At 43.4% G+C, this 7,756-nt stretch carries 10 protein-coding genes; 7 read left to right on the top strand and 3 right to left on the bottom strand.

All coding sequences use genetic code 11. The features are described from left to right. Positions 1-157: 157 nt before the first annotated feature. The 4 genes from ACTIE6_RS06735 (at position 158) to nadD (ending at position 2,288) form a co-directional block, all read left to right on the top strand. Complete coding sequence (locus ACTIE6_RS06735) at positions 158-757, top strand: sigma-70 family RNA polymerase sigma factor (protein ID WP_439555903.1); 600 nt, start codon at positions 158-160, stop codon at positions 755-757. Between the two features lie 106 nt (positions 758-863). Beyond that, positions 864-1,127 carry a phosphohydrolase gene (locus ACTIE6_RS06730; protein WP_439555902.1) on the top strand — a complete coding sequence of 88 codons (264 nt, stop codon included), beginning with the start codon at positions 864-866 and terminating at the stop codon, positions 1,125-1,127. Positions 1,128-1,136: 9 nt separating this feature from the next. Next, positions 1,137-1,706: a guanylate kinase gene (gmk, locus tag ACTIE6_RS06725; protein ID WP_439555901.1), complete on the top strand. Its 570-nt coding sequence runs from the start codon at positions 1,137-1,139 to the stop codon at positions 1,704-1,706. Positions 1,707-1,715: 9 nt separating this feature from the next. After that, positions 1,716-2,288, top strand: a complete 573-nt coding sequence (gene nadD, locus ACTIE6_RS06720; protein WP_439555900.1) for a nicotinate (nicotinamide) nucleotide adenylyltransferase — start codon at positions 1,716-1,718, stop codon at positions 2,286-2,288. Here nadD and ACTIE6_RS06715 read toward each other — a convergent pair whose 3' ends face one another. After that, the gene (locus ACTIE6_RS06715; protein ID WP_439555899.1) at positions 2,289-2,678 is read right to left on the bottom strand and encodes a hypothetical protein; all 390 of its coding nucleotides are present in this window, start codon (positions 2,676-2,678) and stop codon (positions 2,289-2,291) included. Between the two features lie 63 nt (positions 2,679-2,741). Between ACTIE6_RS06715 and ACTIE6_RS06710 the strand changes: the two genes are divergently transcribed. Further along, positions 2,742-3,167 (top strand): nuclear transport factor 2 family protein, encoded by a 426-nt coding sequence (locus ACTIE6_RS06710; protein ID WP_439555898.1) that lies wholly within the window; start codon positions 2,742-2,744, stop codon positions 3,165-3,167. 68 nt (positions 3,168-3,235) lie between these two features. On the opposite strand, the gene ACTIE6_RS06705 is transcribed toward ACTIE6_RS06710, so the two are convergent. Then, the gene (locus ACTIE6_RS06705) at positions 3,236-4,165 is read right to left on the bottom strand and encodes a helix-turn-helix domain-containing protein (RefSeq protein ID WP_031529699.1); all 930 of its coding nucleotides are present in this window, start codon (positions 4,163-4,165) and stop codon (positions 3,236-3,238) included. A gap of 174 nt (positions 4,166-4,339) precedes the next feature. After that, positions 4,340-5,479, bottom strand: a complete 1,140-nt coding sequence (locus tag ACTIE6_RS06700) for an acyl-CoA dehydrogenase (RefSeq protein WP_439555897.1) — start codon at positions 5,477-5,479, stop codon at positions 4,340-4,342. Between the two features lie 182 nt (positions 5,480-5,661). On the opposite strand from ACTIE6_RS06700, the gene ACTIE6_RS06695 reads away from it, so the two are divergent. Next, positions 5,662-6,933, top strand: coding sequence for a hypothetical protein (locus tag ACTIE6_RS06695; protein ID WP_439555896.1), 1,272 nt, complete (start codon positions 5,662-5,664; stop codon positions 6,931-6,933). After that, positions 6,930-7,756, top strand: an 827-nt coding sequence (locus tag ACTIE6_RS06690) for a hypothetical protein (RefSeq protein WP_439555895.1), incomplete at its 3' end; no start/stop codon positions are given. The genes ACTIE6_RS06695 and ACTIE6_RS06690, both read left to right, overlap by 4 nt.

Raw genomic sequence — 7,756 nt, 5'->3', positions numbered from 1 at the left:
ACGATGAGCAAAAAGGCAGTTTTCGGAAATGGTGAGTTCTGTCTTTCTTTAATTTTATCGTGATGCAGTGGCTGTTAAATAGCTTCAACGAGCCATTTGTCAAAAATAATTTGTACCGTTTGGAGCTGTTATTAATCTTTGTAAATTCAGCATTCCTATGTTAGTTGCCATGTCAGAAACGCTCACGACTAATGGATACACGGATGATCTTCGTTATGAAGTATTTAACCGCGAATTCATGCCTCATATCGACTCCATGTATAACTTCGCCTTTCGCCTTACCATGGATGAAGACGATGCAAATGACCTGGTTCAGGATACATACTTAAAAGCTTTCCGGTTTATTTCTTCGTTTGAACAAGGCACAAATGCAAAAGCCTGGTTATTTAGGATCCTTAAAAATAGCTTCATAAACGATTACCGGAAAAAGAGCAAAGAACCGTCTAAAGTCGATTACCAGGAAGTTGAAACTACCTACAATTCAGAAGAAGCTTCTGACACTACGTACACAGTCGATCTTCGCGCAGATGCAGTTCAGGAGCTGATAGGAGACGAAGTGGCCAATGCATTGAATGCACTTCCAGTTGATTTCCGCACAGTAATTATCCTGTGTGATATAGAAGGCTTCACATACGAGGAAATGGCGAAGATACTCGACATTCCTATTGGTACTGTACGTTCAAGGTTGCACCGCGCACGTAACCTTTTGAAAGAAAAATTAAAGGGCTACGCAAGTTCAATGGGATATGATTCGTAGGTTGTGAAACTTTTTTTGCAACCTATTCGGTTATAGGGTACAACAGAAACTTATTCCATTATTCTTTTCATTTTAAGTAATGAATGCATCCTCAACGACGCCTTCTGTGACAGAAGCTGCGCAAAACAAAGTCATGAAGCACACGTGTGAGCACCGCGCTCAGTGTATGAAGGTCATTCAGGCTATCTTGGATGATGAGGCGACCGAAGCTGAAAAAGACCATTTTCGCGAAAATATGGATACATGCATTCCTTGCATCGAAGCCTATCGTCTGGAAAAATGCATTAAGGATTCACTCAATCACAAAATTGCGAAAAAGCCCTGCCCTGAAAGTATCCTAAATACGATTTTAACTAAAATCAACAGTTAATCTGTTCGTGTGAAAGGTAAGCTCATCATATTTTCTGCCCCTTCCGGTTCTGGAAAAACCACCATTGTCAGACACTTATTAAGTAAGTATAGTAACCAGCTCGCATTCTCTGTTTCTGCTTGTACACGCGAGAAACGGGACCATGAAATTGCGGGAAAGGATTACTACTTTCTCTCACTCGCCGACTTCCGTCAGAAGATTGCTGACCAGGAGTTTGCCGAATGGGAAGAAGTGTATGCCGGAAATTATTACGGTACATTGAAATCAGAAATCCAGCGGCTCTGGTCACAGGGAAAGCACGTGATATTTGATGTGGATGTAAAAGGCGGTTTAAAATTGAAAGAAGCATACGGAGATCTGGCGCTGGCTATTTTCGTGAAAGTAACCTCTGAGGAAGAGATACAACGCCGCCTGGCAGGTCGCGGAACAGAGTCGGCCGATACGCTGGCTACCCGGCTGGCAAAAGTGCGCTACGAACAAAGCTTTGAGCATGAATTTGACGAAGTGCTGGTTAACAATGAGCTTAACCTCGCCCTTGAAAATGCGGAAAAGCTGGTAGAACGTTTTCTTGCATCTTAATTTTATTGCATGAAAATCGGTCTGTTTTTCGGCTCTTTTAATCCCATTCATATTGGTCATTTGATCATTGCCAATTCTATGCAGGCAACGACAGACCTGGAACAAATCTGGTTTATCGTCAGTCCGCAAAATCCATTCAAAAAGAACAGCAGCTTACTTCACGAATTTGACCGATTTGACCTGGTTGAGCGTGCGATTTCTGATAATCCTGCATTCCGGGCCAGTGATGTTGAATTTCATATGCCCAAGCCAAGTTACACGATTGACACGCTGATCCGCATTCAGGAAAAATTCCCTCAGCATGAATTCAGGCTGATTATGGGAGAAGATAATCTTGCGCAATTTCCTAATTGGAAAAATTACGAGCAAATCCTGGAATATACGGGCTTGTACGTGTATCCGCGGCCTGGTTCAAAGCCGCATGCTTTTGCTAATCACAAGGCGGTACGGTTTGTTGAAGCACCTTTGCTGGATATTTCAGCTACATTCATCCGGTCTGCTATAAAGAAGGGGATATCGATCAAATACCTTGTACCGGAGCCGGTAGAGCAGCTGATCAAAATCAGGAAGTTTTACCAGTAATTACAATGGCCGGCTCTGGTAGGTGATCTCTGACAGCAGCCCGACTGCATTAAATTTCAGAATCACTTTCTCTGCATTCGAAGGCGACTGAATATTTTCGCATTGCGGACCTTTTTCTAAAAAATAAACATAGAACTTCTGGTTACGCTCGCCAAGCTGGTGAATATCAGGGCGGCCAAGTATCTTGGTAATATCATCAGCGAATTTCCCTTTCAGTTCTTCCTGCACAGCTTTAAAGTCCTGTTTAAGCGCACCGCGAATATCCTCGCAGCCTCCCCGATCAGAACGCCATTTTTTAAGGTCGAGCTTGCCTAGTTTATCCGGCGCAGCGCCGCATGCATTCAATACCACAAAAAGTATCAGGGTATAAAATTTGTCCGCAAATTTCATTTTAGACAATTGCTTTCGTTAAGTTTAAATTAATCCACGAAGCTACCTTATACTTCCCAATACATGAAATTCATAGCATTGTTTTTGGCTTTGTTTTCGATCGCTGTCGTAACACAGGCACAAATGGCGCCGGTCGACGGGACGGATTGTGCGAAGTTGTTTTTTAATGCATTACAGGAGAAAGATGCAGCCGCGCTGGATCAATTACTTACGACCGACTTTACCGTAACCAGCTTCAATGGACAGCAAATCAGTAGAGAGCAATTGAAACAGGCTATTAGCGAAGGTTTGATTGTCGTTGAATCCGGCATGCTCTCCGGCGCCGGCACCTGCAATTACCGTGATGTGGCCGTAATTACCGGCTTGTGGAGCGTGCGGGCAAGGTTGCAAAACAGCAGCTTTCAGGGCGACCTAAGTTATATGACGGTGTGCGTGAGAGCTGGGGGCAGGTGGCAGGTTTCTGCGGTTCAGCTTACTCCGGTCAACTGAAATAGGAGTGCAGTTAAACAAAAAAAGGAGCTTTTGAGAGCTCCTTTTTCATATCTGTTTCCTTTGATCTATACATTCATCAAAGACTCACGACGGCGCATTTTGCCAGCCGGGATCCCAAACATCATTTTAAAACGACGACAGAAATAGGCTGTGTCTTTGTAACCAACATCAGAACCAATCGCGCGAATACTTTTCTTGGATGTACGAAGCAAGTCAACCGCTTTTTCCATTCTTTGGTATTCGATATAATCCTGCGGATTAATACCTGTCAGCATTTTGAAATACTGACCTACATAATCCTCAGACACATTTGCCACATTGGCCAATACTTTATTCGAAAGATCTCCGCCCAGATTGTCTTTGATATAAGCAAAAATGTCAATCAGACGTGGATCTTTGAAATAGGTACTGTTTGTCACCAGCTGCTCAACAAACAGCTTGTTTTTAAGAATGTAGCGGATAATTTCGATTACAACTTCTTCTGTCTTTATCTTGATGATACGGCCTTTTCCAGGTGTATCCAGCATATCTTCTGTCAGGATCTGGTTGATTGTAGCCGCGATCTGATCGTCTCTTTTGATCAGGAACGGTGGTACATCCAGTGAAGTAAAAAAGTTGACAGTATCAAAAACCTTTGCTTCAAAAGAAATCAACCCGAAAGAATTAGGAAGCTTTCCGATCAATGCAGGATCGTGGCCGGCGTCGATATAGTTATCGCGGTTGGTCATGAACTCCTCATTCGAAACAGTCTTCGCAGTTTGCGTGTTACCGTAGGTCACAGTCGCATGTTTTCCGCCTGGAATGAAAAGCATATCGCCTTCTTCCACTTTCTGCGACTCTTCAGAGCCAAAAGAAACTTCTCCGTCATACAGAATCGTAAGTGAATTCTGGACATCGTAGAAATTCTTAATTGTAATAGGCTGCAAAATCCGTATATGACGGGCTTTAACGAATTTTACCCCTAAAGATTCAATAATCTTATTATAATCTTCCATACTTTATATGTTTAAGGGTCCTTTCGACCGTAATTTTCGATTTTTGTACAAATCTAATAAATTGTACAAAACTAATACAAGTATAGATTGACAAAAAACTGAAAAAAAATGATATTTTGATATCATTTAAATCCAACATTTAGAACAAAAATGAATTTGTTGTTCTAAATCATCCTATTTCAGCAGCTCCCTGGCTATCACCAGTTTTTGTATTTCAGAGGTACCTTCATAAATCTGCGTAATTTTCGCATCGCGCATCAGCCGCTCGACGTGATATTCTCTTACATATCCATAGCCTCCGTGTATCTGGACAGCTTCTGTCGTAACCCACATTGCTACATCCGAGGCGTACAATTTTGCCATTGCAGCCGCCTGAACGTAATCCTTTCCCTCGTCTTTCAGCAGCGCAGCTTTATAGACCAATAGTCTCGCAGCCTCCACTTTCGTGGCCATTTCTGACAGTTTAAACTGAATTGCCTGGTGGTCGCTGATCGGCTTGCCGAATGTTTTGCGTTCCTTGGAATATTTCAAGGAGAGATCCAATGCGCCTGCGGCTATTCCCAGCGCCTGAGCAGCAATACCTATCCTGCCTCCGTTTAAAACGTTCATCGCGAATTTAAAGCCAAGTCCGTCTTCGCCAATTCTGTTCTCTTTGGGCACATTTACATCAGAAAACATCAAAGTATGTGTGTCCGAGGCCCTTATTCCCATCTTATCCTCTTTCTTACCCACTGCAAATCCGCTCCAATCCTTCTCTACCAAAAACGCATTGATCCCGTGATGCTTCTTTTCGGCGTCAGTTTGCGCAATAACAATGCAAACACTTGAAGTATTTCCGTTGGTAATCCAGTTTTTGGTACCATTCAAGAGGTAGTGTGTTCCCTGATCAATGGCATTGGTATGCTGGGAAGTTGCATCAGAACCAGCTTCTGGCTCTGATAAACAGAACGCCCCGATTATTTGGCCTGTGGCAAGCCGCGTCAGATATTTTTGTTTTAGTTCTTCGCTCCCGTATTTTTCAATACCCCAGCAGACCAGAGAATTATTGACAGACATAATAACGCCCGCAGACGCATCAATCCTGGAAATTTCCTCCATGGCTAGCACGTAAGAGAGCGTATCCATGCCGCTACCGCCATATTCCGGCGCTACCATCATCCCAAGGAAACCAAGCTGACCCATTTTTTGAAGCAAGGCGGGATCGAATTTCTCTTTGATATCGCGCTCGATGACTCCGGGCTGCAACTCCGTATTGGCAAAATCCCGTGCAGCCTCGCGCACAGATTCATGCTCTTCGCTCAAATTAAAATCCATTCCGTTAAATAATGTGGTTGTTGACTTATTGAACGTTGATTGAAATTATGATCATGATCAAAAATAATCTTTTTGGTGAACAGTGGGCAAGCACACCACTCCCTGGATTAAATCTTTGATATTAGCTACTCATTATCAGTAAACTTGTTTTAAGTTTGCGCCTTGATTACGACAGATTGCAGATGCCGATTCTTACCGTTTTTTACATTAAACTCCTCATTAATCTTGGGTTAACGCTCGGAATAATCTGGGCAATTACCAGGTCCGATCTTTTTTCGCGTTGGCAGTCAGGAAATGATAAATTAACTTTCGGACTGGGATTTTTGCTTTTCCGGCTCATTCCTTACATCGGGATATTCCTGATAGTCAACGAAGAGCCACGGGGAGATATTCCTTTTTTCTTTTACAAAGCCGAAGCCGCCAAAGCAGGCGGCTTTGTCTATCGTGATTTCTGGTCCTACCACGCGCCCCTCTACGCTTATATCATCAGCCTGCCTGTCTGGATCTGGCACAATGCACGCGCGATTGTGCTTTTTATGGTTTTAATGGAGTCCGGTATTCTCTGGCTTACTTACAAGACTTACAAGGAACGCACTTCAAAAGCATTACAGCTCGCAATTATTTACTATATGCTGCCTGCGGGCTTCATGTACATTCTGGTCGACGGCCAAGAGGAAGTATGGTTCTGGGGTGCTGCGCTGCTGATGTGGCGCTACACGCTTAAAAAGACTGAGAATTACGAAGTAGGATTAGGTATTCTCTACGCCATTTTCCTGCTGACTATCAAGGTAACATTCATTTTCCTGCTTCCGGCAATTTTAGTTTTGGTCAAAAAACCAGTCAAGATGCTCCTAGTGATGGCGGCAATAGGCTTGCCGGCTGTAGGTTTTCTTTACTGGCAAATCGGTGATCTTTTTCTAATGCCGATCCGGCACACAGAGCAATTGATGACGCCCAATCTGTTTTCCATCAGCCGCCCGTTCATTGAGTTGATTGTACCTATTGACGAAAGAAACTCGGGACTGATCAACTGGTTTGGTCTGCTTTTCACCGTTTTTATTCCGGTTTATCTTGCATTCAAATCGCGCCACAGGCACATTAATGAAGTACTGCCAGGCATTTTCGTTGCCTGCTTTGTTTGCATGATGATTTTCCAGGCCAGTGCAATGGGAGCTTATCTGATCGCTTATTTAATGGCCGTTTTATTTGAGATTATAGATATCCGCAAAACTTTCCACGTAGTAGTTTTGCTTTTGCTGAACTGGCTTACGGTTGTACAACCGTTTGTCTGGGTATATATCAAACAGCCTGCATATACTTCGCTGGGCATGTTCGGTGACTTATCATACCTGTTTGAATACATCCTTGAAATACTGAATGTGCTCTGCTTCCTCTGGATTTTGCGGGAAACATATCGCAAGATTGTTCCTTCCAAAAACACGGTACTGGCATGAGCATAATCCTCGCCAAGCTAGGCATCAGCCTGCTCTGCATTCTTCTTGTTGTTATATTACTGTTTTTTAAAACCAGGATAGCGCATTGGCTTGAATCAAAATCTGCAAGAGCTACGCTTCTTATAAGCTGGCTTTTGTTGCGATTAATTCCTTTTGTAGTCATTTACATTGCAGCAGGTATGGAGCCTACCTCCGATGTGAATGGATTTTGGGACGAAGCGAGCAAAGCTTCAATGGGACAGGTTGTATACCGTGACTTCTGGTCGCCGTACTCGCCGCTGTATGCTTATTTTTTAGGTGTATGGTTAAAAATCTGGTTCAATGCGAAAATGATCGTGTTCACAATGGCGGTTATGGATGGAGTTGCGCTACTGGCCAGTTATCATTTTTTCAGACCATTTTTTACAAAAGGAAAATTCCTGTTCCTCGCGATTATTTACCTGCTGCTGCCAGGGTCGCTTGTACTTTGTGTCATCGGCGCGCAGGAAGATGTCTGGATGTGGCTTTTTGTGATACTCGCCTACCTGGTCCGTGAGCGTACATTGCGCGTTGAATGGTATGCAGCTATCCTGGCGATCGGACTTCTCACTACCAAGGCAATTTTCGTATTAATACTAATACCTCTTTTTCTTCTTGAAAAGAAAAAGATGCGAATGCTGGTTCCAATGGCGATCATTGGGATTATCTCGCTCGGGATTTTGTATCCGCTGGTTGGCTGGGAATTTATGCAGCCGCTTGATGAAGCCAAAACGCTGCGCGCGCCAAACATACCTGCCATTATCAACCCCTGGTTTAATAATGGAATTGGGGTCGGTGAGAAATT

The sequence above is a fragment of the Dyadobacter sp. genome, from assembly GCF_051859145.1.
Taxonomy (GTDB): Bacteria; Bacteroidota; Bacteroidia; order Cytophagales; family Spirosomataceae; genus Dyadobacter.
Note: the sequence above shows the minus strand (reverse complement) of the source record. Positions and strands in the feature narration are given on the sequence as shown.